This window comes from Blastopirellula marina (assembly GCF_002967765.1).
Taxonomy (GTDB): domain Bacteria; phylum Planctomycetota; class Planctomycetia; order Pirellulales; family Pirellulaceae; genus Bremerella; species Bremerella marina_A.
The window spans coordinates 663,652-685,636 of the sequence record NZ_PUHY01000005.1 but is presented as its reverse complement, the minus strand read 5'-3'; the positions used below and the strand labels follow the sequence as shown (position 1 = coordinate 685,636).

The window sequence follows — 21,985 nt, the reverse complement described above, 5'->3', positions numbered from 1 at the left end:
CAAGTCGCAGGTTCCCACCATGAACGTTTCTCGTCGTCAATTCGTTTCCGCTTTGGGTGCGGCCAGCATCAGTATGGTTGGCTTGGGCCTCGCATCTCACCGTAGCCAAGCCGAAGATGCAGACGCGAAATCGAGCTTGCGAGTGATTGCTTACAACATTTACGCGGGCAAGGGATGGCCTTCCGATCGGCCTCTGGCCAAGAAGGCGGTCAAAGCAGGGCAAATGCCAGAACGGTTGGCACTGGAGCTCGCCCTGTACGATCCGCACATCGTCAACTTCTCCGAGTCCCCGAGCGAAGCATTCACGCAGGAAGTTGCCGAGCGATTAGGAATGCACCATGTGCGTTTCCCCAGCGGAGGCAACTGGCCGGGCACGCTGCTCAGCAAATACGAGATCCTCGAATCAGAAAACACGCCACTCGGTTACGATCGCCCGAAAGATCTGTACACACGACACTGGGGGAAAGCGATTATCAAACTTCCCAATGGCGATCCGTTGGTGGTCCACTCGGCCCATCTCTACCCTGTCGAAGATCCGACGATTCGCCTTAAAGAAATCCCCGCGATGCTCAAATCAATGCAGCCCGACCTGGACGCTGGTCGTTCCGTTTTGCTGATCGGCGATTTGAATCACCAGCCAGACGCCAAGGAATACGAACTGTGGCAAGCAGCCGGCCTGGTCGATACATTCGCCAAGCGAGGACAGGGGGACGGCCTAACCTTCCTGTCCGACAAACCCTACAAACGGATCGACTATATCATGGCGGCCGGACCGATCGCCCAAAAAATCACTGAAGCCAAGCCACTATTCGAAGGCGCGTTTCGTTTAAACCCTGAAGACGAGAACGCATTCGCCCTAAGCGACCACCTGCCGCAGTATGCGGTGTTTGAGATGTAAAAGCTGTTCTAAGCAAGCAGCGTTTTTCTCCGAGTAACCACGGATAACACCAGATATCACGGATGAGTTGGCAACTAGTCGAAGTCAATTCACCGAGCTTCCTAATCTGTCGCCGTCCCTGTAATCCGTGGTTCATTTAATCACTGACCAGAGATTACTTTTTTACCTCAAGCGGGCCAATGTGCTGCAGTTTGCGGTCCTTCAAGCCTTCGCGGAATTCGTCCCAGGCGAAAGCGTCTCCTGGGTCGTGCTTGCGGCCTTGGGGAATCGCGATGTCGCTGTGGCCGGTGATGTGAGTGATTTCGTATTCGCTGGTGAGGTACTCGCACAGCTTTAACAGGGAAGCATACTGAGCGTCGGTGTATGGTTCCCAGTAGCGACCATCGGCCGATTGAATCGGCGTCGGACCATCGTACTTTCGTCCTGAGTAGGTGACAAACTTTCCGTCGACTTGACGCAATGGACCCCAGTTGCAGATTTCGATTCCCACGCTGTAACTGTTGACACCCGTCTTCTCACCGATCTTGCTCTTACCGGCATGCCAGGCAGCTTTATCGAGCGGGACCATCTGCACCACCATTCCATCGCGACCAACTACGTAATGGGCCGAAACTTTCGCGTTGGGATTACGGAACCAACCGACAGTGCCTGATTGCGTGCCGCCGGCGGTGAAGTGCATGATGATTGCCGAGATCGCTTCCCCCCGGCGACCGCTCTGATGCGGGCTTGGGTTGAACGTTGCCCAATCTGGCCGGGCGTTGGCCTGAACCGAGGCCTTCTCATCGGCAGCAACCGGGGAGGCGAAGGAAGGTAGCAAGAGACAACAAATCAGACCGAACGTGATGCGTTTCATATGCTTGGTGAAGCCTGGTAGGTAATAGTCGGAATGGAACCACGCGAGTTCGATTCTAAACAACCACCCCAAAGCGACGGAATGAATGAAGACGCTCTTGGCGCGGATTTCTACGACAAATCGACACCGTTTTGGCTGACAGCGGCCGGCGTTCTCGCTTTTGCGCAGGGGACTTTTCGTTATGCGTTTTTCAGTGTCGATAGCTCTGCTTCCAGCTTCTTTATCTTGGTCTCCAATTCCTCGATGACTGGCGCAACCAGTTTCTGCGGGAAGCGTTTGTGGATGTGCTGCGGACAGTTGATATCCCAAGCTTCCACCACGAATAAGATCGCTCGTTCGACTTTGCCTCGATAGTTAGGATCGTGCAAACGCTGCTCAAGTTCGGCATCGCCTTCGACCACTTTTGCCTTGCCCCACAATTTGATGCGGCGGCTATTGATGTAGTCGATCAGAAAAATGAATGCTTGCGGATTCTCCGCCAGGTTACCCACGGTGATGTACTGGCGGTTTCCGCTGAAATCGGCGAAGCCAAGCGTCGTCTCGTCGATCACCTTCAGGAAGCCAGGACTGCCACCGCGATACTGAATGTAGGGTTGGCCAGTCGCATTGGCGGTGCCGAAGTAGAACATGTCTAAGTCGGACAAAAACTCGACCAAGTCAGGCGTGATCTTCGCTCGCCAACTACCACGCTGTTCCATCTTCTCGTACGACGCGCGTGAACCTTTGTCGGTTTGAATCGCCTTCACCGTCGGGGTGAAGGCGATATCGCTGGTATACGTTGTCATGATTTGCACTCCATGTTTGTGGGATGGGTCGGCATGTTCACTTCACGGCCGGGATACCTTCGTCTTCGCTTGGTCGCGGTCCAGGTGCCGCCCAGTGAAAACGTCGCTCTGCTTCCGCGATCTGCACATCGTTGATACTTGCTTCGCGGCGTCGCATCAGGCCTTCGTCATCGAACTCCCAAAGCTCGTTGCCGTACGCGCGAAACCACTGACCAGCGGCATCGTGATATTCGTACTGAAAGCGAACCGCGATGTGATTCTCTGTGAAACTCCAAAGCGATTTGGTCAAGCGATAGTCTTGTTCCCGTTGCCATTTGTCGTTCAGAAACTCGCGAATTGCATCACGGCCGGTAACGAATTGACTGCGATTTCGCCACTGGGAATCGACCGTATAGGCCAAGGACACGCGATGAGGATCGCGACTATTCCAGGCATCTTCGGCGGCGCGAACCTTGGCGGTTGCCGTTTCCAAAGTAAAGGGTGGGCGAAGGGTAGACATTGTAAACCTCCTGCAGGTTAGGTTTTGAAGAAAGGAGTCAGCTGGAACACGCGTTTGCCCGTTCCAGCTGACAGATGAATTTGTGGGCACTTCGATCAGCGTGCCGAGCAGGTCCCTGAGTGGCAGCTTTCCGCCGTTACGACTGGTTCTGCCTGCGGGATATCCAGCTCGGTATCGGCCACGTTGTTCAGAAAGTTCGTGAAGCAACCATGTACGACGCTGGCAACGATCTCGACGATTTCGGCATCGTCGAAACCAGCATCGCGGACGGCGGCCAGTTGGGCATCGCTGACCTTGCCACGGCTTTCCAGCACATCATTGGCAAACGTCAACGCCGACTTGATGCGCGCATCTTCCGATTGACCGGTCCGACCTGTTAGGACATCGGTGGCCGACATACCGGCTGCTGGTGCGGTAGCGCTAAGAATCGACGTGCAGTAATCGCAGTCGTTGTTTTCGCTGGTGATCAGTTTCACTTGGTTCTGTAGCTTCGTGTCGATCTTCGAATCGGCGAGGGCGGTGGTGAACCCAATGAAGCTGCTGAGTACCGCTGGTGAATTGGCCATCACTTTTGCCGCATTGGGAACCACGCCAAAGGCTTGATGCACCGTATCTAACAGTTCCTTGGTGCGACCTTGGGCCGTTTCTGGATTGACGGATTGGAGGCGTTGCATGGGAAATCTCCTGGTAATTAAGTGGGTAAACCCAAAAAAGAAACAATACTACAGACAGGTCTGTCTGGTTCGTCGAAAAAAAATGGGGATCGGAATGTTGCCTGATTCGTTGCATATTTCAAATCAGACGTTGAATTGATCGTCCCAAACATGTTCGGTCGTATCCCATTGATTTAGGTCTGAAATATAGCTCTCAATCATTAACCGGCCGTAAACACTACAGACCGGTCTGTTTCTATGATGACAAAAAAAGGGGAAGGTTACACTCAATGGGAAGGAATCATTCCTGGGAACGAGTCAATCAATTGCATCGCGGTTGCTTTCGCGGTATCGGCTGGTTTGGCGGACGCTTCTAATACAGCGCTGATGATTGCCCCTTCCACCAGAAGTGAAATTGCCGCCGACGTGGCCTTGGCGACAGCTGGGCTATAATCCTCCGCGATCAGTTCTTCGATTCTGCTGTGGAAGCGTTGTTTATGGGCGGAAGCAAATTGCGACGCATCATGCTGACTATCGGCCAATTCGACTGCCGCGTTGATGAACGAGCAACCACGAAAGCCAGGTTGTTGAAACCAACGTTTCAGCCCGCTGAAGAATCCTTCCAGCTTCGCTCCACCCTTTTGGACGGATCTCTCAATGGCTTTCTCAAACATGTTGTCGACATCGACTTCTCGCTTTTGTAAGACGGCCAGAATCAATGCATCCTTTGACGGGAAGTGGCTGTAGAGCGTTGTCTTAGCAACTTCCGCTTCGGCGATGATTCGGTCAATGCCGACTGCCCGAATCCCCTCGGCATAGAACAATCGTTCGGCCGTTTGGAGCAGGCGTTGTCGGGCACTCGGTTGTTTTTCCGTCTTACTCATGCTTGAATCATACAGACCTGTCTGTTTTCGTCAAGCGTGAAAGCAGGAAGATTTTTGGGACACTTAAGAGCAGCGTTTGTGTGGCTGCGATTTGTGTCGGAGGCAGTGGTTTCGCCAGTCGTTGGGTGAAAGGATATTTTTTGTCCACGTTCGTTTTTTTGACTTAGTAATCCTCCCCGCAATTCGCCGCCTAGGGGGCTGTTTTTCACTCCGGTAATGTTTCGCAGATTGGGCGTTGTCGCCTACGCGAGTTCACTTAGAATGCAGCACTGCTCATACAAACACTCGATTTTCGTTCTCGCAACGAATGCTTGATTCAACTGCTAGATAGGACTCCTACCGCATGGCTTCACCTACCCGCCGACAGTTCTTACAAACCACCGCCGCGACTGCCACGGCCTTGGCAACGCCGCTCTTACTTCGGGCGGAGAACAAGTCCGATTCGAATCCATTGCGCGTTGGCTCGGGTGAATATGTCTACGAGTGCCACCATTACTGGGGCGAACTGCCGGACAACATTCAGTGGGGCGCGACGCACGACGTCGCGATCGATTCGGACGGCTTGATCTACATCACCCACCAGAGCCCAGCCAAGGATCCGATCGACGCGATTGTCGTATTCGACGCCGACGGCAAGTATGTCCGGTCGTTCGGTAAAGAGTTCCATGGAGGCGGCCATGGCCTCGATCTGCGAAGTGAAGAAGGGCAAGAGTTCCTCTACTTAAGCGACGTGAAGAATCACCAAATCGCCAAGCTCGACCTCAATGGCGAAGTGGTCTGGAAAAAAGGCTTCCCGCAAGAGTCGAATCGCTACAAAGACGCCGGTCGCTATACCCCGACCAATATTGCCCTGGCGCCAGGTGGCGGCTTCTACGTGGGTGATGGTTACGGTTCGCACTTCGTCCATCAGTACGATGCTGATGCGAACTGGGTCCGCAGTTGGGGTGGCCGTGGCAGCAAGCCAGGTGAGCTGAATTGCCCGCACGGGTTGTATGTCGATACCCGCCCAGGTCGCGAGCCGTCGCTGTGCGTCACCGACCGCGCCAACAATCGCCTGCAGTACTTTACTCTCGACGGCGAGCATCTGAGCTACGTCGACAATCTGGTCTATCCTTCATCGCTCGATATCCGTGGCGAAGTGATGTTGGTCGGTGAATTGGATTCGCGATTGACGCTACTCGACAAAGAGAACAACGTGCTGACCTACCTCGACGACGATCCGGCATGGCGTAAGGAAGTTAACGCCAACGGCCGCAAGGTGCGTCAACAACGCGATAAGTGGGTCGACGGCAAATTCGTTCACCCGCACGGCGCCACCTTTGATGCCGATGGCAACATCTACCTGGCCGAATGGGTCGTCGGCGGCCGCGTCTCGCTGTTGAAGAAGGTTGGCTAAGCCAGATCCATATGACACAACCTATAAGCGGTGTTATCCAGAAGGACGACGCCGCTTTTTTTGTGGACGTTCACATGCCAGCACGTTTTAATATCTGTGCGTCGTCTCAGAGGTTCGTACGTCCATCTTCCGCCCATAAAATCAGCTATGTCCGAACGCTCCACTCGCTGCTTCTTGCTAACATTCTGTTTGCTGATTTCATTTCAGAATTTGAGTGAAGCTCAAGACCCACCATCCAATCCGAATCTGGTCGAATCTACCAACCGAACGCCACTCTATCACGCTGGTACGATTCTTCGTGATCGCGTATTAAATACTCAACCTGAGCGGACCAACTATCGTTATGAACTCGCGCTAGAGGCCGTACTGAGCTTTGCCGAGGCAACCAACGATGAAAACGCGGTCGCCAAAGTGTTCGCCATCGCACAGCAGTTGCAGATCACGCCTGAAACGAACGTTTCTTGGAAGGCTCAACCTTTTGGTTGCTCAACCTGGGCACTTTACGAAGCCTCCGAGGATGACGCTTGGCTGCCCGTATTCCGCAAACAAACGGATGACTTGCTGCAGAACGTCTGGCGAGGCCCCAACGGAGAACTACTTCATCCACGCGGTAAAACACGTGGCGGCGGTTACGCGATGTTGATCGATGCAATGCAGCAATACGTGGCACGAATGGCTCGCATGGCGACGATTGTGGAATCAGAGCAAAGCAAGTACCTGGAAGAAATTGTCCTTCAGGGTAAGATCCATCGGGACGTTCTTCGAGATCCAACTACCGGCTTGTGGTGCCAAGGGCGCGGGTGGCTAAAGGAAACACCGGAACAATTGTCACCAGGAGCCTGGTCGCGTGGACACGGTTGGTTACTTCAAGGCTTTTCCCAGGCCTTAGAAGTTCTTCCAGAAGATTCCAAGGCACGGCAGGTGGTGCTTGCGAATTTCCGTGAGCTTTGCGCGAGCTTGTTGCCGTTACAGCAGCCTGATGGAAGCTGGCATACGCTGTTGCAGCGGGATCCAACAGAATCTCCTTTAGATACGAGCGGAACTGCGATGATTGCCACCGCGATGTCAAAAGGGGTTCGGCTTGGCTGGCTGCATGATCCATCCTATGAATCGGCCGCCCAGAAAGCATTTGCCCTGCTACCCAACTACGTGACAAAAGATGGTCAAGTCTTGAGTACCAGCCCAGGTCCAGGGCCGCTGCAATCGGAAGAAGACTACTTGGTAGAGGCTTTCCCCCCTGACAATGATCATGGCATCTTCGCCGTTCTTTTTGCAGCGGCAGAACAACAACGCTTGCTTCAGTACATCACCACTCGAAAGACCGCACCTTAATTATGTTTCGTCACACTTGCTTTTACATAATCTTCGTGATGTTAGTAATCGTCTTTGCTGTCCGTCATGGCAGTGCCGCTGAGCAGAGTTTGGACAGGAGCACACCCACGGTTCAGCAGCCCATTCCACAGGACATCGTTGACAAGTTTTCGCTGGACGACTTCTATCAGAAGTGCATTTTGGTCGATGACTTTCCGATTGTGGCGTCAGCCAAGGTGCATGATTCCGCGCTGCAAGAGACCGCCTATGTCGTGCAGGCGATGCTAGAAGGGCGGGGGGATGTGTTGCGGCAGTTGGCAGCCAATCGGGTTCGCTTGACCGTGATGGCCGTTTCGGAACGAACCTGCGATGTGCCAGAGCATTCCGACTTGACGCCGAAGGAGTATTGGAACCGACGTGCGCGCGGGCTGGGGGCGACGAAGCACCGTCCGTCAATATCGTGCGCTGAGGAGAACGTACTCAACTTACCGGGCGATCCTTACCGCAAGGAATGTATCTTGATCCACGAGTTTTCGCATGCCATCCATCAAATGGCACTCGTCGATCTCGATCCGATGTTTCAAGCCAATCTGCAAGCGTGCTTTGAGGCCGCTCAAGAAAATGAAGCGTGGAAGGGAACCTACGCCGGATCCAACGTCAACGAGTACTGGGCCGAAGGGGTGCAAAGTTGGTTCGACTGCAATACCGAAAACGACTCGCAGCATAACCACGTCAACACCCGCGAAGAACTGAAAGAGCACGATCCGAAGCTGTACGCGTTGATCGAATCGGTCTTTCCGAACGCCTCGTACCGCTATGTTCGCTCCGATTCGCCTGAACGATCTGAAGCGCACCTGCAGGGATTAGATCGGACGAAGCTGGGCACGTTTAAGTGGGATAGGGGCGAGAAGTAGTTGCTATCTACTTCCAGAATTGCCACCACTTCTTTTCCTTTGCGGCAGTCTCTTGCAGCATCTTATCGTGGCAAGTCTGGCAGATAGCCAGAGGGATACCTTTGACCTGGATGACCACACCTTCTTCGACGTGCGTTTCGCAGACGATGCACTTGGTCATATCGATTTCACTCTGCGAAGCAACCGACTCCATCCGCGCTGCTTCGCCGCCGCTACGCAAGTGTTGGATGTACTGAAGTTCTCCCATCGCGATTTCGTTGTTGGGTTCAAACTCCAACGACTTTTTGAACGCAGATTCCGCCGCATCAAGCTCTTGCATCTCGATCAGCACGAACCCTTCACCGCGCCGGGCAACTGCCAGATCGCGCTGGCTGACAAACGGTCCCAAATCGGATACCTTTCGGTAGCGGGCCAGTGCCTCGTCCAGCTTCTTCTGATGTACCAAGATTTGTGCGCCCTCGAACTGAATCGCTGGCTTGGTCGGCTCTAGCTTTTCGGCGATTGTGATATGGTCCCAGGCCGAGTCATACTGCTTTAGCTTCACATACAGAAACGCCAGGTAATAATGTGCTCGTGGGTAGGCACTCGGTAGCCAATTGATGCTTGTCTCGGGGATGTGACCTGCCTGCATCCAGGCGATATAGTGCATGAAGCTGGCTTGATCCCAAAACTTGATGTCGAATCCCTCGGCGTCTTCTTCCACCACCTGATAGTCATCAGGCGTATTTTCCGTCACTTCGAGCAGCAATCGCTCTGCTTTCTTATGGTTGCCGGCCATCAGAAGTTCTAATGCCTGATCGACTTTCCTGGCGTCTGCCGCTTCTTGGTCGCCTTTTGACGGAACGCTCATGTGGTTCAACCTTACCTGTGGCCATTCATGATGTGGATGCTGGTGCCAAGGTAGATGAATTGTTCGTGCTTGTCGAACGCTTTGCCGCTGTTTAACTGAGTGAAATACGATGCGTAAACAAATTCCGCTTGTCACCTTAAATCGAGGCGATACATTGGCAGCAACTAAACTCTCGGCATCCCTAATGGATTTAAAGTGAAATACAAACAGTCGTACATATTACCGATCATGGCTGCTCTTTTAGCGTTTCTTCTTAGTGGCTGCGATCCAGCCATGGACGCCATCACCTCGTCTCGATCCATTGAAGACAATCTGGTAACGGATCGAATTAATCGTCCTGAGAATGCAATGCTAAAATCGCTCCCGGATGTCGCTCAATTGACCGAGTCATATCTCCATTCCTTTGAGAAAGAGCGATCGCTTAAACTACCGAGTGAATATCGCGAGTTTGTCCTTGATCACAATGGAGGATTTCCCTCACCGAATTGCGTGATCTTTGAGGAAGATGGTAGACAGACAGCAAGCGATGTTTTATGTTTCTTCGCGCTTAATGACGAACGCTCGTGGGCGAGCGTCGAATAGCATCTCGAAATACTCGCCGATCGCCTACCGGAAAGTACCCTTCCGATTGCTCGTGACGCACACGGCAACTTATGGCTGTTAAGTCTCCGCAAGGAGGATACAGGGGCAGTCTACTTCTGGGAATTAGGATCGTATTCCAATGTTCAAGAGACGAAGCTCGCCATGTGGCCGAAAGTGGCGAATAACTTCCAAGCGTTTCGTCAGCAGTTGACGACTTACGACCAATTCGCCGAACCAGGGGATATTCCCAGTCGTTACGCGCTGATAAAGCAAGCTACCGCCGCAATGACTCAGCGCGACGAAGGCTTTTCCTTGCAGGCCACCCCTGAATTCGTCTGGCATTGCGATTGTAATGCCGAAGGTAAGGTCCGGATGGAGTTCGTGCAGTACCAGATGCACGCTGGCGTGACGCACACGTGCGGCTATGCCCGACTGCGGGCAATTCAAAATCTCATTGAGGAAGGGGAGGCCCGCCTTCCTCAATGAAACTTAAACTTGATTTAACCTTTGCCTGGGGCATGCTGAACGATGCGTTCGGCCATGCGGCTGAAGGGGAGGCTTTGCAGGTAGACGGTTCCTTCGCCACGTAGCGTTGCCAGGAACAAACCTTCGCCACCGAAGACCATACTCTTCAAGTTGCCGGCCCGTTCGATGTTGTAGTCGATACCGTCGGTGAAGCCGACTAGGCAACCAGCGTCGACGCGAAGCGTTTCACCGTTAAGTTCCTTCTTGATGATGGTGCCGCACGCATGTAGAAACGCCAAACCGTCTCCTTCCAGTCGCTGCATAATGAATCCTTCGCCCCCGAAGAAGCCAGCCCCGAGGCGTTTGTTGAACGCAACCGATAGCTTGGTGCCAAGGGCCGCACACAGGAACGAATCCTTCTGACAGATCATGCGACCGTTTACCGTCGACAAATCGAGCGGCAGAATCTTTCCAGGGAAAGGCGCCGCAAAGGCAACGCGTTTTTTACCGCCACCATGGTTGGTGAAGTGGGTGAGGAAGATCGACTCGCCGGTGAGCATTCGTCCACCAGCTTGCATCAAGCTGCCGAAGAACCCTTGATTGGCATTGGAACCGTCGCCCATCTTCGCGTCGAATTGAATGCCTTCCTCCATGTAGCACATCGCTCCTGCTTCGGCGATCACGGTCTCGCCTGGGTCGAGTTCGATTTCGACCAACTGCATCGATTCACCTAGGATTTCGTAATCGACTTCATGCGCGAGTTGTTGCGTTGACATCAGAGTTGGGCCCTTGGATAGATTGCTGACTGCGAACTTTTCGTCGTATCGCGAACCGCATCAACCGAGCGGACGTCGACGTATGAAAACATAGCTCGCGCCGGGAGCTCGTTGAGAAGCAATCTGCCAGGTCCCGGGTCAACGCCAGGACAGCATCACTTAATTGCCGATTTCGATTGTGGTAAGCACTGCGGTTTTAAGCTTTTAACGAGATTTATTTCGTTAAAAACATCAAATGCCATGGCAATTACCTTAGTTTATTGCAGCTTACACATTCGAGAAGGGCGTTCGCTTTTCCCATAGCTGGCTCAATCAAGTTCTTTTGGTAACTTTCTCGGCCACACGCACCGAAATTTGTCGAGACAAAAAGGCGATTTTCTACGAATTCCAATTCGTTGACTAAATTACTTAGCGTTCTTAGGATCGGAAAGAAATACATCATTCTGTCCATATTTCCACAGGTTTCGTGATGAAAACAAGGTCAGGTTTCACACTCGTCGAGTTGCTTGTCGTCATTGCCATCATTGGTGTGTTGATCGCTCTGCTGCTGCCAGCCGTTCAACAAGCCCGCGAAGCAGCTCGTCGGATGCAGTGCACCAACAATCTGAAGCAGCTTGGTTTAGCAGTTCAGCTTTACCACGATGCCTTCAACGCATTTCCGGCGCTGCGGGCTGGGAACCCTCGCGGGGCGGCTTCCTATGCGGGAAACAATCGTTTGAATGCTCGTTTCGCCGTGTTGCCGTTCATGGAACAAGGTGCGATGTACGATAACGCCATGACCTCGGCCGTGGGTCCCTATGATGCGAGCGATCCGATTTGGAAGACGACGGTAGATTCCTTCCTGTGCCCGAGCAATGCAGGTCCGCTTCTGTCCCCCGAAGCTCCTGATCAAACGGCCGGTGCCGCTGACTACTACTTCTTTGTTGGCGATCGCCCTTATCGTTCCTACCCCGGGGGAACCTATACTTCTGGCAATATGAACGCCGGCGTGTTCCTCAACGACGCCTGGTCGCGGATGTCCTCGATCACCGACGGAACCAGCAACACCATGGGGCTCTCCGAGGGAGTACGCCCATCTAGTAATCGTAGCTACGGTTCGGTGGTCACCAAACCGGGCTCTACCAGTTGGTACCCGGTGGCGTTGACTCCGCTATTGAACAAGCAAACCAAGCAATACATCTCGACCGTCGGGGTATTCAGCAATCAGCCGCTACGAGGATTCCGCGCCTGGGATGGAGCCATCTTGTTCGTGGGTGTCACCGCTGCGACCCCGCCAAACTCGGTGCTGATCGCCGATGGGACGAGCCACGGAGGAAGCCAATATCTGCTCTCGCCGACCAGCTATCATCCTGGTGGCGTGAACGTTGGCATGATGGATGGTTCGGTTCGCTTTGTGACCGAAACAATCAACACCGGTAATCAAGGCGCGAACTACCGCGGTTATCCCGACACCGGTTCCCCCAGCCCTTACGGTGTGTGGGGAGCAATGGTCACCAAGTCTGGTAGCGAAGCAATTAGCGCTCCGTAAGTTAAGACTTCTCGGATTGACCGGCCTGACGTATCGCGCGCCGGTCGATGTTCTCGATCGTTATTATAAGTGCTGGAAGTTTCCTTCCGACGAGATATTCAATGCGTATCAATCAACGTCTTCTCCTGGGTATTGCTCTGCTATTTACAGTGCTACTTGTGGGTTGTGGTCCTTCGCTGGAACCTGGCAAGATTCCATTTGCCGTCACGGTGATGTACCAAGGGCAACCGATCGAAGAGGCAGTCGTCATCTTCGTGAGTGACGAAGGCAACTACGCCAACGGTTTGACCGATTCCAACGGCGTTGCTCAGATGGGTACGACAAATCCCGGTGATGGAATTTTCGCAGGCAAGTACCAAGTGGCCGTCGATAAGAGTCAGCTAATTTCAGAGAACGATCCCAACGATCCAACCGGCAACAAGCTTCTTAAGAACGAAGCAATCTATCATGTGCCGGCGAAGTATTCCGACTTCATCAAGTCAGGCCTGACTGCCGATGTGACTAAAGAAGGGTCGCACGAGTTGACGCTGGAATTGAAGGATTAACGCGTCGCAGTAGAAAATTGGGACAGGACTTTTTCCCAGGCTAACTCCACGGAAAAAGACCTGTCCCGAATTGTTCGGTATCTATCGTCGAATGATTACGACTCGAGATTGAAATCGAAGGTATTATCACCTGGCTTGACGTCAGCTTCGAGTTCGGTCTTGAGGTTGTACTTGGCTGGAACCTTTGGCTTACCCGATTTGACCGGTTTGGCTGGTTCGACAGAGTCTGGGTCTTCCGCCTCTTCTCCCTCATCTTCCCCTTCCTCGCTGGGGGCGATTTCGACTCGGTTGTGCCCGACTTTCGTTCCACGTTCGTTACGAATGTAGATCAGGTCGTACTTGCCTTCGGCATCGGTCATCCCGCGGGCCGGACGACCATTGTCTGGCTGAAAGACCACGGCAACTCCGCTAAGCGGCTGCCCATCCAACGTGACGGTTCCAGTTACTTGCCCCAAGTCGGGCTTATCCCCAGTCCCGCCGCAACCGGTCAGCCCCAGGAACATTACCAATAAGGCCACTGCGAGGTGACCAGTATGTATCAATTTCACAGCACACACTCGTAATTCTGACATAGATGATTGGGAGATTTCAGCAAGTAAGCCGTGCCGCCAAGATCGGCGGCGCGGCTAGATTTCGACGAGTTTGGCAGCTTAGTATTCGCCGAGCGTTTCGCGACCGTTACGGGTGCTCAGCCCCTGATAGGTCGGCATGTCCATGTTCTCCGATAGGAATCGGACACTCCCATCGCACATGACGAAATTCGCTCCGCCTGGGTGCCAACTACCAGCGGCTTCTTCAGCACCGCCGTTAATCGGGTCGTTTCCTTCCGCAGCAATCAGGTATTCCGACATCTCGCTCGGTGGATTGCCGTCAGCCCCGCCAGAAAAGATGGCTTTGCGATCGCTGCCGCCGCTGAAATGTCCGATCGCGTCACCACCAGAGTCGCCCACTTCGCTCACGCAGATCGTGTTCGAGAGGCCGTCTTTCACGTCGGCAAAGCGAGTCTTGCTGTCGACGTAGAAGATGCCGTTTCCATTCATGCAGCCCCACGCCTTCGTTCGCATTTCTGCGAGCGTCGACACACCCGTGCAAACGCAGTTGTCGTTGCCATTGCCGATCCGGGTGCCCATGTTGCCGTTGTAATTTGATGGCTGGTATCCGCCATTCTTCTGAGCGCCGTTGCTGACATCCGGCTGCGAGGGGCACCAGAATGCGTTCACGATGGTGGCACGAACGACCAATCCCTTTAAGCTGGTTGTTCCGCCGTTTTCGTTACCAAATCCACCAGCAGGATCCGTGATGGCGTCCTGCAACGCCCCTTGTTCGATGAACGGCAGGATGCTTGCGTGCCAAGTCCAACCGTGTCCGTAGTATTTAGTGCCCGCCGCATTCACCAGCCCATAGTTTCCGGAGGGCAGGGTGTTGTAAGTACCGTGATAATTCTGCATGGCCAGCCCGATCTGTTTCAGGTTGTTCTGGCACTGCATACGCCGGGCTGACTCGCGCGCTTGCTGCACGGCCGGCAGAAGAAGTGAAATGAGGACGCCAATAATCGCAATGACTACCAGCAATTCGACGAGCGTGAAGCCGCGCCGTGAAATCAATGTTTTTCGCACTTGAAACACCTATTCAAGACTTGGTAATCCCTGCACCCACTTCGTTCGCATTGACAAAAAGCACGCGCAGAGGGAAGAAATCGCTCTCTCGATAGAACGAAAACAATCGTTGACGAAGACCGCCAATTAAAAATGACCGCCCGAGTCTATTGCCTTCTATGATGAATGCGGAACCGCTATTTACCTTGTGCGCCGCGAATTCACCGAACCTTCATCTTCGCCTAATAAAGATCACCCAGTTGGCTTAGGGAGAGGCATAATAGGGGGCAAAAAGTGGCGAGTTAGAAACCATTCGCCAAGCAGAAGATATCGCATTAGGCCACTTGCGGTGACTTTCGTGTAGAAGTGTTGTTAGCCGCTTCGATGCTAATCGAGGATCGTTACATCGGGGTGTCTCTTTTGAAACTCATCGATCGCTTGTTTGCTAATTCTGGTCCCTTTGATTTGCAGTTCTCTCAGGGACGGTAATGATTCAAATATGGCGATTGACTCATCCGTTATACTCGTATGATCGGCCGACAACTTTTCGAGATTTGGATGATCACGAAAGTATTCCAGTCCTTGATCTGTTAGCGGCGTCTTTGCAAGGGAACAAACTTTCAGAGACTGCGAACGTGCAACTCCCACAAGTGAGTCATCTCGCAAATCGGTCCTGGCGGCCAAAAAGGTAGTAAGCTTAGGCAAGGTGCGGCCCGTAACAGAACGGCCCTGCGGTTGTATCTTGAACTATTACGTGGCCCCCAATGCTCTCAATAGTATTCCTCCAGTAGTTTATCTTTTGCGCACGTCGGTGGAGATAAGACCACCATCCCAGCGGCGCGGCGATTAAACCTATCAGCAAGATAAGTGCCCAGAGACGAAAGGAAAATCGCCAGTTCGCAGGTTTACCGTCGGCTTTGCATCGACGGGTTGGCACAGAGAAACACCATTGTTTGTTGTGAGTTGTCGTTGCGTATTATCAACCGCGTCAGGCCCTTCAAACCTCTAATCGCAATTGTCTTACCATACCAGGACTTTCTATCCCTGCTTGGTTTGGGACAACGAAAAAGGGCGGTCCTCAGTAGCGATGTGCTATGAGTCCGCCCTGTGGAATCGGCCACGCTTCTGCCTTAATCCCCGAACAAGTTCCCTAGCCCGCCGAGAACGGAACCTTCGCCTTGGCTCTTGCCGCCAGCGGCCGGGGCGTGTTGGATGATGCGGTCCGCCATGCGGCTAAACGGAAGGCTTTGCAGCAGGACCGTTCCTTGACCGCGGAGGGTCGCCAGGAACAAGCCTTCGCCGCCGAAGACCATGCTCTTCAAGTTACCGGCGCGCTCGATGTTATAGTCGATGCCGTCGGTGAACCCGACCAGGCAGCCGGTGTCAACTCGTAGCGTTTCTCCCTTTAGCTCCTTCTTGATGATCGTGCCACAAGCGTGCAAGAAGGCCATGCCGTCTCCTTCGAGTCGCTGCATAATGAAACCCTCGCCACCGAAGAAGCCAGTGCCGAGACGTTTGTTGAAGGCGACCGACAGCTTCGTGCCTAGCGCCGCACAGAGAAACGAATCTTTCTGGCAAATCACCCGGCCATTAATCTTGGAAAGATCAAGCGGAATGATCTTGCCCGGGAAGGGTGCTGCGAACGAAACCCGTTTCTTACCACTTCCTTGATTGGTGAAGTGCGTGATGAAGATCGATTCGCCAGTCAACATGCGACCGCCTGCTTGCATCAAGCTGCCGAAGAAACCTTGCGCTGGGGCAGAACCGTCTCCCATTTTGGCTTCGAAGTGGATGCCTTCCTCCATGTAGCACATCGCCCCTGCTTCGGCGATGACGGTCTCGCCCGGGTCGAGTTCGACTTCGACTAATTGCATCGAATCGCCCAAGATTTCGTAGTCGACTTCATGTGATTGCATCAGGCGTTAGCTCCTTCGTCATACGTAATTCTAGGTGGTTGTCGTAGCGATCCATCTCGCCGAGCGGCGATTGTAGAAAGTTCGCCGCCCGAGTTCTAGTTCGCTGTGGGTGGCCCAATATTGCGCATTCAGCACCGTGAAGCCTTCGATCTCGACGAGTTACCTAGCCCCTTTTAGGGTGGAACAAGCTTGACGCGGATCGCCATAGCAAGTTCAATCAAAACAAGCTGATTATTAACCATTAGGAAGGTAACCAATGCCAATGTTCCGCTTGCTTGTCGTTTGCATCGTTGCCGTTTTGTCGCTGCCCACCTTGGCTTTCGCCCAGGCCTCAGCAGAAACGGGCGGAGCGGCTGCGCGGCCGATGGTTTCGCTTGATCAAGCTTTGGCAGGCGTGCGGTGGCAAGGTCGCGTTCCTTCGCCTGCTTCAATCGGCGATAAGACGCCCGTCGTGATGGTGTACGCCACGTGGTGTCCCAAGTGCAATACGTGGACGCCTGAGTTGTTCGCCCAGTTGGCCGAGGCGATCAAAGACAAGCCGATCATTCTGTTTGCCGTGAACGCTGACGAAACGGTTCGCGGGGTCGACTATGCCCTGCAACGAAACCTGGTCGGTCCCAACATCTTCCACGGGGACGATCCCAGCATCGTGGCTCGGATGGGTTTCCAAAGCGAGTTGTTCAATTACTCGATCTTTAAGGAAGGCCAGCAGCTCGATCGCAAGCAAGCTGGCAGTTACTACAAGCAAGATGACGGCTCGAAAGAGTTCGTACTCAGCCGCCAAATCAAGACCGGGCTCGACGGTAAGTTCTCGCTGCTAACGGACGAAACGTCTGATACGCTGAAGCACGTTCTTTGGCCGATCGAGCTCGGAAGCAAGCTCGACGAACGTTCGCTGTTGGCCATGCGGAAGATGATGGACGATACGTTGGCCGAAGAGTTCAACTCGGCGATTAGCTCGTTCCTGGATCGCCAGGTGCAGAAGATTGCTGACTCGCGCGAAGGAACCGTCCCCCAGCAGATCCACGGCTACGAACTTGCCGAGTTGATCGCCACCGATTTCAAATCGACACCGCAAGGTCGCGCCTGTCGCGGGTTACTCGATAAGCTTGATGAAAACGAATCGTTCCAAAATGAGCTGACTGCGAAAAAGCTGTACGATCAAGCCATGCAGAAAGGCTCGACCCCAGTCGCCCTCCGCCGCATGATGGCCCGCGCCTCAAGCCGCTTTCCAGAGACGCACTTTGGGAAAGAAGCCCAAAAGGTGATTGACGCGGTGCAGTAATCGGAAACGAGAGATCGTCGTGGGATGGGATGCACATGCCGCTGTCGAATGCAGCGAAGACATTTGTCGATTGTGTAACTGATTCGTTACGCACGCTGCTTCCGATGAATTGCTCCGGATTCGCCATCGGCCAGACGGTTCTGCTCCTGGCAGGGACCGGGGCAGGGTTAGCCCCCGCCAGGAACAGACTTCCGTCCGATACATGCTCGCCTGACGACTCCTGGCCAGGCGGAATCGTCAGGCGTGCGGAGTGATTACTTCTCTTGAAAGTCGTCGCTCTTCTTAATCGTTTCGCAGATACCGCGAACGGTTGCCTTGTAGTGATCTTCCAGTTTCGCATCGGCCGCGAAGCCAGCAGCAACCAGTTGGCCATCGCCGGCGTCCAACACGCCTGCGGCGAAGACAAGCTCGCTGCCGGACTTCTTACCCTTGGCGGTTCCGGTGACGACGCTTGCCGATTCCTTCTTTTCGGTCGCTTCATCGAACTTGATATTGGTCATGTAATTTTGAAGTCCGTCTTCCACCTTCTTCAATGCGGCCGCTTTATCGGAGGTTGACTTGATGGTCACAAACATCGACCAGCAATGGCCATCAGGGCTGACTGCCGAGATGTAATTGTCGCCCGTCTGTTGCTTCCAGTCGGCAGGGAAAGTAACACCGAGAATCGGCTTCCCGTCTTTACGGATCACCGATTCTTCGCCAGCCTTTGAGGTTGGTGGCGTAGCTGGCGTTGCCGTCGAACCTGTTTCGCTCGACATGATCACATTGGGCGAAGACTGGTTGAAGTCGGCACCTTGATAGTTCTGATACTCAGGCGTCGATTGATACTGAGTTCGCGATTGGGATTCGCGATTGATTGCAGAACGCGTTGCCCCGGTAACGACTCCGACCTTCGCCCCTGTCCCGGCCCCAGACTTTCCCCCGACTAAGCCCCCGACGGCCGCGCCACGCATTCCCCCACGAATCGCGCCTTGCGCCAGAGCGTCTCCAGCAATCAACGACAATACCAGTACTGCCGATCCCACAATCATCAACGGTCTCATCGCATTTCTCCAAGATAATAGGTCCGATGGTTCCATCTGCCTGGAAATCGGGTGCTCGATCACCCATGGGTTGCAATACGTTCCAATCAGGTGTGGATAAAGTCTCTTGAAAAGGCAACGCGTTTGATATCGCGATGTAATCATCGAAGATTAGGAACTCATCCAAATGTCATCATGAATGGATCACGCATCTTTGGCTGGTTCGAGCACGCCGATTTCGATTGGCATAGATGTCATGATTCGCAGATGACCAGGGGACTTCGCAATCCGCTTTCGGCAAAAACCTTTCGTTTGCTTACTTCATGAAAAGCGGATGAACTCTCATAAATTCACTGGTCGATGTGTGATCGATACGATTCAATAGAGACATCTCATCTAACAACCACCATTCCGAAACTCAAAGGCAAATCGCTCATGATGGCCGACACGTTTCGCGAGTTTGAAGCTTACGCGTCCGCGATCGAAGACGCCGATCTACGCTTGATGCTTCCCAAGCTGGGGCAGCCGCGGTGGGAGTTGTGTTCGTTCCACCTAGGCGAGATCCATTTGCAATATGGCAGCGAATGGAGCGGGATCATTGCGGAGGGTGCCAGCCGCTCAGACGGACAAATCTTGTTCGTTCCATTGCATGGCGACTACCGGACCAACGGCATTCCATTAGAGAATCATTCCGTATTTCTGATCGACGCGGCTAGTGAGTTTACGATCAGTGTATTCAAGCAACACGCGTGGTGTTCGGTCTATTTACCGTGGCATTTGCTCACCGGCTCATCGCACGAAATCGAATATCTGCGTGCCAGTTCCGCTCGTCACCAGGTCACCCGCCTCCCAAGCGATGAGATCGCTTCCACGCGACGACTTCTCATTCAACTGCAGCGAATGGTCCGCAATCAACCGAGCGCCCTGACATCGACCTTCTTGTCAACGCTCGTACGCCGCGAGATGGTCTCTCTCTGGCGACGATTGCATACCATCGCCTGCGAACCGGTCAGCCAAACGGGGCGTCCACTGCTACACCGTAACGACTTAATCCGCACCGTCCGGCAACTGATTGAATCGCAGCCAAACGAGAGCCTCACGATTGACGACCTCGTTTCCGCGACACGCGTTTCCGAGCGTACGCTTCGTTCGATCTTTCTCGAGTTCTACGGACTGCCGCCCCAGCGCTACCTGATGATACGGCGGTTGAATCAGGCCCACGCTACTTTACGTTCCGCCGATCCGGAAACGACTACCGTAACCAACATCGCGGCTCGCTACGGGTTCTGGCACTTCGGCCGCTTCGCTGGCGCCTACGGAAAACTATTTGGCGAAACTCCTTCGGCAACCCTTCACGCCCGGGAGCGTACTCAAGAATCATTCTGGATTGGGGGATCCTACGTCGATGTTGACTGAAGACAACACGAATTTGACTGATCACCACACATCCAATTTGCTTTGCCGTAAGAATAGCCGAATATCGACGTAATCTTGCCGAATGTAACTGCTTTTTTGTTTACCGACGATCAGCACCATAGTAAGCATTATTTAGGCTCGCTTACTTCTCTTCCTACTACCATGCTTCACTCAACTTAACTGGGAGAAACTGCCATGAGGTTATTCGCTTGCCTTGCGATGGCCACCGTATTCACGCTGATTTCCGCAACTTCCGGTACCGCGGCGGATAAGCCCAATATCTTAGTCATCTTTGGCGATGATATCGGCTGGTCCAACTTAGGCTGCTACAACCACGGAGTTATGGGTTACAAGACACCCAACATCGACAGTCTCGCCAAAGAAGGCGTTCTGTTTACCGATCACTACGCCCAACCATCGTGCACCGCGGGACGCGCCGCTTTCATCACTGGTCAGTATCCGATTCGCTCGGGCATGACAACCGTGGGACAGCCGGGCGACGCTTTGGGCCTGCAAAAGGAATCACCCTGCCTGGCGGAGTTCTTAAAGGCGGAAGGTTATCGTACCGGCCATTTCGGAAAAAATCATCTCGGCGATCGAAACGAACACTTACCAACCGTGCACGGCTTTGACGAGTTCTTCGGCAACCTCTATCACTTGAATACTCAGGAAGAAGCAGAACAACGCGACTATCAAAACTTTGCCAAGAAGTACTCCGGTAGCTTGGAAGAGTACGAAAAGAAGTTTGGTACCCGCGGCGTGATTCACTCGTTTGCCACCGATGTCGAAGACGACACCGTTCAGCCACGGTTCGGCAAAATCGGCAAGCAACGAATTGAAGATACCGGTCCTCTGACGCAGGAACGGATGAAAAACTTTGACGCGGGCGAAGTCATTCCGAAAGCGCTCAACTTCATCGAAGACTCGCAGGAAGCAAAGAAGCCCTTCTTCGTGTGGCTGAACACGACCCGCATGCACCTCTACACGCGTGTTGACGACTCGTGGCTAAACAAGGTCGAAACGATCACCAGCGAAGCCGACTATCACGGAGCTGGTATGATGCAGCACGATCAAGACATTGGTATCGTGCTCGACGCACTGGAAAAGATGGGGTTGGAAGAGAATACCCTCGTAATCTACTCGACCGACAATGGCCCTGAGCACTCCTCCTGGCCGCACGGAGCGACGACTCCATTTCGTGGTGAAAAGATGACAACCTACGAGGGAGGCGTGCGGGTTCCGTGTGTTGCTCGCTGGCCAGGTCAGATTCCGGCCGATACTAAGCTGAACGGTATTCAGGGACATCAAGACCTGTTCACTACCATCGCGGCTGCCGCTGGGATCCCAAACATCGCAGACGTTGCCATGAAGGAGAAAACCCAATATATCGATGGTCTGAACAACCTCGATTACTGGAAGGGGGAAGCGCAAGAATCGCAGCGCGATCACATCTTCCACTATTACGAAAGCAAGCTGACCGCGGTCCGGATGGGACCTTGGAAGTTCCACTTCTCGACCAAGGAAGATTACTACGCCAACCTTGTTCCGCGGACCGCACCGCTGGTTTTCAACATTCGTATGGACCCTTACGAATCGTACGATAGTCCCGATGCATACGGACATCTGATGCAGAAGGTTTCTTGGTTGATGGCACCTATGGGTGAAATGATGGGCAACCATCTAGCGACACTCGAGAAGTATCCACCGGTGCAAGGTGGCAAGTCATTCGACATGTCGAACGTTGTCGAGCAATTCATCAACAAGGTTCGTCAATAACCATGTGACAAACGGCTCACGCAACAGACGCGCAGC

At 53.5% G+C, this 21,985-nt stretch carries 20 protein-coding genes and 1 pseudogene; 10 read left to right on the top strand and 11 right to left on the bottom strand.

What is annotated here, in order from left to right; all coding sequences use genetic code 11:
- Positions 1–19 precede the first annotated feature (19 nt).
- Complete coding sequence (locus C5Y83_RS07175) at positions 20–898, top strand: endonuclease/exonuclease/phosphatase family protein (protein WP_105328970.1); 879 nt, start codon at positions 20–22, stop codon at positions 896–898.
- A gap of 154 nt (positions 899–1,052) precedes the next feature.
- On the opposite strand, the gene C5Y83_RS07170 is transcribed toward C5Y83_RS07175, so the two are convergent.
- The 5 genes from C5Y83_RS07170 to C5Y83_RS07150 all read right to left on the bottom strand — a co-directional run bounded on the left by C5Y83_RS07170 (position 1,053) and on the right by C5Y83_RS07150 (position 4,572).
- A complete protein-coding gene (locus C5Y83_RS07170; RefSeq protein ID WP_105328969.1) occupies positions 1,053–1,751 on the bottom strand; it encodes an N-acetylmuramoyl-L-alanine amidase in 699 nt (232 codons plus the stop codon).
- A gap of 179 nt (positions 1,752–1,930) precedes the next feature.
- The gene (locus tag C5Y83_RS07165; protein ID WP_105328968.1) at positions 1,931–2,536 is read right to left on the bottom strand and encodes a pyridoxamine 5'-phosphate oxidase family protein; all 606 of its coding nucleotides are present in this window, start codon (positions 2,534–2,536) and stop codon (positions 1,931–1,933) included.
- Positions 2,537–2,573: 37 nt separating this feature from the next.
- The gene (locus C5Y83_RS07160) at positions 2,574–3,035 is read right to left on the bottom strand and encodes a DUF1348 family protein (RefSeq protein ID WP_105328967.1); all 462 of its coding nucleotides are present in this window, start codon (positions 3,033–3,035) and stop codon (positions 2,574–2,576) included.
- Between the two features lie 95 nt (positions 3,036–3,130).
- Positions 3,131–3,709: a carboxymuconolactone decarboxylase family protein gene (locus tag C5Y83_RS07155; protein WP_105328966.1), complete on the bottom strand. Its 579-nt coding sequence runs from the start codon at positions 3,707–3,709 to the stop codon at positions 3,131–3,133.
- Between the two features lie 266 nt (positions 3,710–3,975).
- The gene (locus tag C5Y83_RS07150; protein ID WP_105328965.1) at positions 3,976–4,572 is read right to left on the bottom strand and encodes a TetR/AcrR family transcriptional regulator; all 597 of its coding nucleotides are present in this window, start codon (positions 4,570–4,572) and stop codon (positions 3,976–3,978) included.
- A gap of 343 nt (positions 4,573–4,915) precedes the next feature.
- Between C5Y83_RS07150 and C5Y83_RS07145 the strand changes: the two genes are divergently transcribed.
- The 3 genes from C5Y83_RS07145 to C5Y83_RS07135 all read left to right on the top strand — a co-directional run bounded on the left by C5Y83_RS07145 (position 4,916) and on the right by C5Y83_RS07135 (position 8,193).
- Positions 4,916–5,968 carry a twin-arginine translocation signal domain-containing protein gene (locus C5Y83_RS07145; RefSeq protein ID WP_105328964.1) on the top strand — a complete coding sequence of 351 codons (1,053 nt, stop codon included), beginning with the start codon at positions 4,916–4,918 and terminating at the stop codon, positions 5,966–5,968.
- A 147-nt stretch (positions 5,969–6,115) separates the two neighbouring features.
- On the top strand, positions 6,116–7,300 hold the full coding sequence (locus C5Y83_RS07140; protein ID WP_105328963.1) for a glycoside hydrolase family 88 protein: 1,185 nt from the start codon (positions 6,116–6,118) through the stop codon (positions 7,298–7,300).
- A 38-nt stretch (positions 7,301–7,338) separates the two neighbouring features.
- Positions 7,339–8,193, top strand: coding sequence for a hypothetical protein (locus C5Y83_RS07135; protein ID WP_146117683.1), 855 nt, complete (start codon positions 7,339–7,341; stop codon positions 8,191–8,193).
- 7 nt (positions 8,194–8,200) lie between these two features.
- On the opposite strand, the gene C5Y83_RS07130 is transcribed toward C5Y83_RS07135, so the two are convergent.
- Complete coding sequence (locus tag C5Y83_RS07130; protein ID WP_146117682.1) at positions 8,201–9,043, bottom strand: hypothetical protein; 843 nt, start codon at positions 9,041–9,043, stop codon at positions 8,201–8,203.
- A gap of 228 nt (positions 9,044–9,271) precedes the next feature.
- Here C5Y83_RS07130 and C5Y83_RS29975 point away from each other — a divergent pair.
- Positions 9,272–10,111 (top strand): annotated as a pseudogene (locus C5Y83_RS29975) (SMI1/KNR4 family protein).
- 14 nt (positions 10,112–10,125) lie between these two features.
- On the opposite strand, the gene C5Y83_RS07115 reads toward C5Y83_RS29975, so the two are convergent.
- Positions 10,126–10,866, bottom strand: a complete 741-nt coding sequence (locus tag C5Y83_RS07115) for a TIGR00266 family protein (RefSeq protein WP_105328958.1) — start codon at positions 10,864–10,866, stop codon at positions 10,126–10,128.
- 469 nt (positions 10,867–11,335) lie between these two features.
- Here C5Y83_RS07115 and C5Y83_RS07105 point away from each other — a divergent pair, with 469 nt between their 5' ends.
- Both C5Y83_RS07105 and C5Y83_RS07100 read left to right on the top strand, forming a co-directional pair.
- Positions 11,336–12,394, top strand: coding sequence for a DUF1559 domain-containing protein (locus C5Y83_RS07105; RefSeq protein WP_146117680.1), 1,059 nt, complete (start codon positions 11,336–11,338; stop codon positions 12,392–12,394).
- Between the two features lie 101 nt (positions 12,395–12,495).
- Complete coding sequence (locus C5Y83_RS07100; RefSeq protein WP_105328955.1) at positions 12,496–12,939, top strand: hypothetical protein; 444 nt, start codon at positions 12,496–12,498, stop codon at positions 12,937–12,939.
- 95 nt (positions 12,940–13,034) lie between these two features.
- On the opposite strand, the gene C5Y83_RS07095 is transcribed toward C5Y83_RS07100, so the two are convergent.
- From C5Y83_RS07095 to C5Y83_RS07080, 3 genes are all read right to left on the bottom strand, one after another.
- Positions 13,035–13,487, bottom strand: coding sequence for an Ig-like domain-containing protein (locus tag C5Y83_RS07095; RefSeq protein WP_233207132.1), 453 nt, complete (start codon positions 13,485–13,487; stop codon positions 13,035–13,037).
- Positions 13,488–13,589: 102 nt separating this feature from the next.
- A complete protein-coding gene (locus C5Y83_RS07090; protein WP_233207130.1) occupies positions 13,590–14,555 on the bottom strand; it encodes a DUF1559 domain-containing protein in 966 nt (321 codons plus the stop codon).
- Between the two features lie 1,109 nt (positions 14,556–15,664).
- Complete coding sequence (locus C5Y83_RS07080; protein WP_105328952.1) at positions 15,665–16,450, bottom strand: TIGR00266 family protein; 786 nt, start codon at positions 16,448–16,450, stop codon at positions 15,665–15,667.
- Between the two features lie 256 nt (positions 16,451–16,706).
- On the opposite strand from C5Y83_RS07080, the gene C5Y83_RS07075 reads away from it, so the two are divergent.
- A complete protein-coding gene (locus C5Y83_RS07075; protein ID WP_105328951.1) occupies positions 16,707–17,735 on the top strand; it encodes a protein disulfide isomerase family protein in 1,029 nt (342 codons plus the stop codon).
- 254 nt (positions 17,736–17,989) lie between these two features.
- On the opposite strand, the gene C5Y83_RS07070 is transcribed toward C5Y83_RS07075, so the two are convergent.
- The gene (locus C5Y83_RS07070; protein WP_105328950.1) at positions 17,990–18,778 is read right to left on the bottom strand and encodes a hypothetical protein; all 789 of its coding nucleotides are present in this window, start codon (positions 18,776–18,778) and stop codon (positions 17,990–17,992) included.
- A gap of 414 nt (positions 18,779–19,192) precedes the next feature.
- Here C5Y83_RS07070 and C5Y83_RS07065 point away from each other — a divergent pair, with 414 nt between their 5' ends.
- Positions 19,193–20,173: a helix-turn-helix transcriptional regulator gene (locus C5Y83_RS07065; RefSeq protein WP_158262269.1), complete on the top strand. Its 981-nt coding sequence runs from the start codon at positions 19,193–19,195 to the stop codon at positions 20,171–20,173.
- 195 nt (positions 20,174–20,368) lie between these two features.
- The gene (locus tag C5Y83_RS07060) at positions 20,369–21,949 is read left to right on the top strand and encodes an arylsulfatase (protein ID WP_199194999.1); all 1,581 of its coding nucleotides are present in this window, start codon (positions 20,369–20,371) and stop codon (positions 21,947–21,949) included.
- Positions 21,950–21,985: the final 36 nt, after the last annotated feature.

Bases quoted from the DNA above. Each gene is read 5' to 3' on its own strand.
- C5Y83_RS07175 (WP_105328970.1), top strand. From the start codon at position 20: ATGAACGTTTCTCGTCGTCAATTCGTTTCCGCTTTGGGTGCGGCCAGC.
- C5Y83_RS07170 (WP_105328969.1), bottom strand. From the start codon at position 1,751: ATGAAACGCATCACGTTCGGTCTGATTTGTTGTCTCTTGCTACCTTCC.
- C5Y83_RS07165 (WP_105328968.1), bottom strand. From the start codon at position 2,536: ATGACAACGTATACCAGCGATATCGCCTTCACCCCGACGGTGAAGGCG.
- C5Y83_RS07160 (WP_105328967.1), bottom strand. From the start codon at position 3,035: ATGTCTACCCTTCGCCCACCCTTTACTTTGGAAACGGCAACCGCCAAG.
- C5Y83_RS07155 (WP_105328966.1), bottom strand. From the start codon at position 3,709: ATGCAACGCCTCCAATCCGTCAATCCAGAAACGGCCCAAGGTCGCACC.
- C5Y83_RS07150 (WP_105328965.1), bottom strand. From the start codon at position 4,572: ATGAGTAAGACGGAAAAACAACCGAGTGCCCGACAACGCCTGCTCCAA.
- C5Y83_RS07145 (WP_105328964.1), top strand. From the start codon at position 4,916: ATGGCTTCACCTACCCGCCGACAGTTCTTACAAACCACCGCCGCGACT.
- C5Y83_RS07140 (WP_105328963.1), top strand. From the start codon at position 6,116: ATGTCCGAACGCTCCACTCGCTGCTTCTTGCTAACATTCTGTTTGCTG.
- C5Y83_RS07135 (WP_146117683.1), top strand. From the start codon at position 7,339: ATGTTAGTAATCGTCTTTGCTGTCCGTCATGGCAGTGCCGCTGAGCAG.
- C5Y83_RS07130 (WP_146117682.1), bottom strand. From the start codon at position 9,043: ATGAGCGTTCCGTCAAAAGGCGACCAAGAAGCGGCAGACGCCAGGAAA.
- C5Y83_RS07115 (WP_105328958.1), bottom strand. From the start codon at position 10,866: ATGTCAACGCAACAACTCGCGCATGAAGTCGATTACGAAATCCTAGGT.
- C5Y83_RS07105 (WP_146117680.1), top strand. From the start codon at position 11,336: ATGAAAACAAGGTCAGGTTTCACACTCGTCGAGTTGCTTGTCGTCATT.
- C5Y83_RS07100 (WP_105328955.1), top strand. From the start codon at position 12,496: ATGCGTATCAATCAACGTCTTCTCCTGGGTATTGCTCTGCTATTTACA.
- C5Y83_RS07080 (WP_105328952.1), bottom strand. From the start codon at position 16,450: ATGCAATCACATGAAGTCGACTACGAAATCTTGGGCGATTCGATGCAA.
- C5Y83_RS07075 (WP_105328951.1), top strand. From the start codon at position 16,707: ATGCCAATGTTCCGCTTGCTTGTCGTTTGCATCGTTGCCGTTTTGTCG.
- C5Y83_RS07070 (WP_105328950.1), bottom strand. From the start codon at position 18,778: ATGAGACCGTTGATGATTGTGGGATCGGCAGTACTGGTATTGTCGTTG.
- C5Y83_RS07065 (WP_158262269.1), top strand. From the start codon at position 19,193: ATGATGGCCGACACGTTTCGCGAGTTTGAAGCTTACGCGTCCGCGATC.
- C5Y83_RS07060 (WP_199194999.1), top strand. From the start codon at position 20,369: ATGAGGTTATTCGCTTGCCTTGCGATGGCCACCGTATTCACGCTGATT.